1 protein-coding gene is annotated in these 458 nt (G+C 47.6%); it reads left to right on the forward strand.

Annotated features, from left to right (window positions below):
* The first annotated feature begins 105 nt into the window (after positions 1-105).
* Positions 106-360 carry an aminotransferase class V-fold PLP-dependent enzyme gene (locus CYP43_RS09900; RefSeq protein ID WP_430622341.1) on the forward strand — a complete coding sequence of 85 codons (255 nt, stop codon included), beginning with the start codon at positions 106-108 and terminating at the stop codon, positions 358-360.
* Positions 361-458 lie beyond the last annotated feature (98 nt).

The raw sequence follows: 458 nt of genomic DNA on the forward strand, positions 1-458 counted from the left end.
GACATCAACCTTAGCGCACGACCAAGCCGGATATCACCAAGCGTTTTAGCGCAAGCAAAGGCCGAATTTACCGACTACAGAGGCAAGGGCTACTCGATCATGTAGATCAGCCAAAGAAGCAAGCCCTTTGAAGAGATCCATTTTGGCGCGATGGAGAAGATAAGAAAGCTTTACGGCATCGGCGATGAGGATGAAATTTTATTTTTGCAAGACGGCGCACACTTGCAATTTAGCATGATACCAATGAATTTATGCCAAGGCGGCAAGGCGCAGTACGCAAACACTGGCGTTTGGTCAAACAAGGCGCTCAAAGAGGCAAAAGTGCTTGGCGTAACTGTAGAAGTCGTAGCAAGCAGGTAGGATGAAAATTTCTCTTACATCCCTGATGTGAAGTTTAGTGAGGATGCCTACTACGCCGACATCTCCCCAACCACCACGATATACACCCACACGTATCA

Source organism: Campylobacter concisus (assembly GCF_002913045.1).
In the GTDB taxonomy this organism is placed as follows: domain Bacteria; phylum Campylobacterota; class Campylobacteria; order Campylobacterales; family Campylobacteraceae; genus Campylobacter_A; species Campylobacter_A concisus_AP.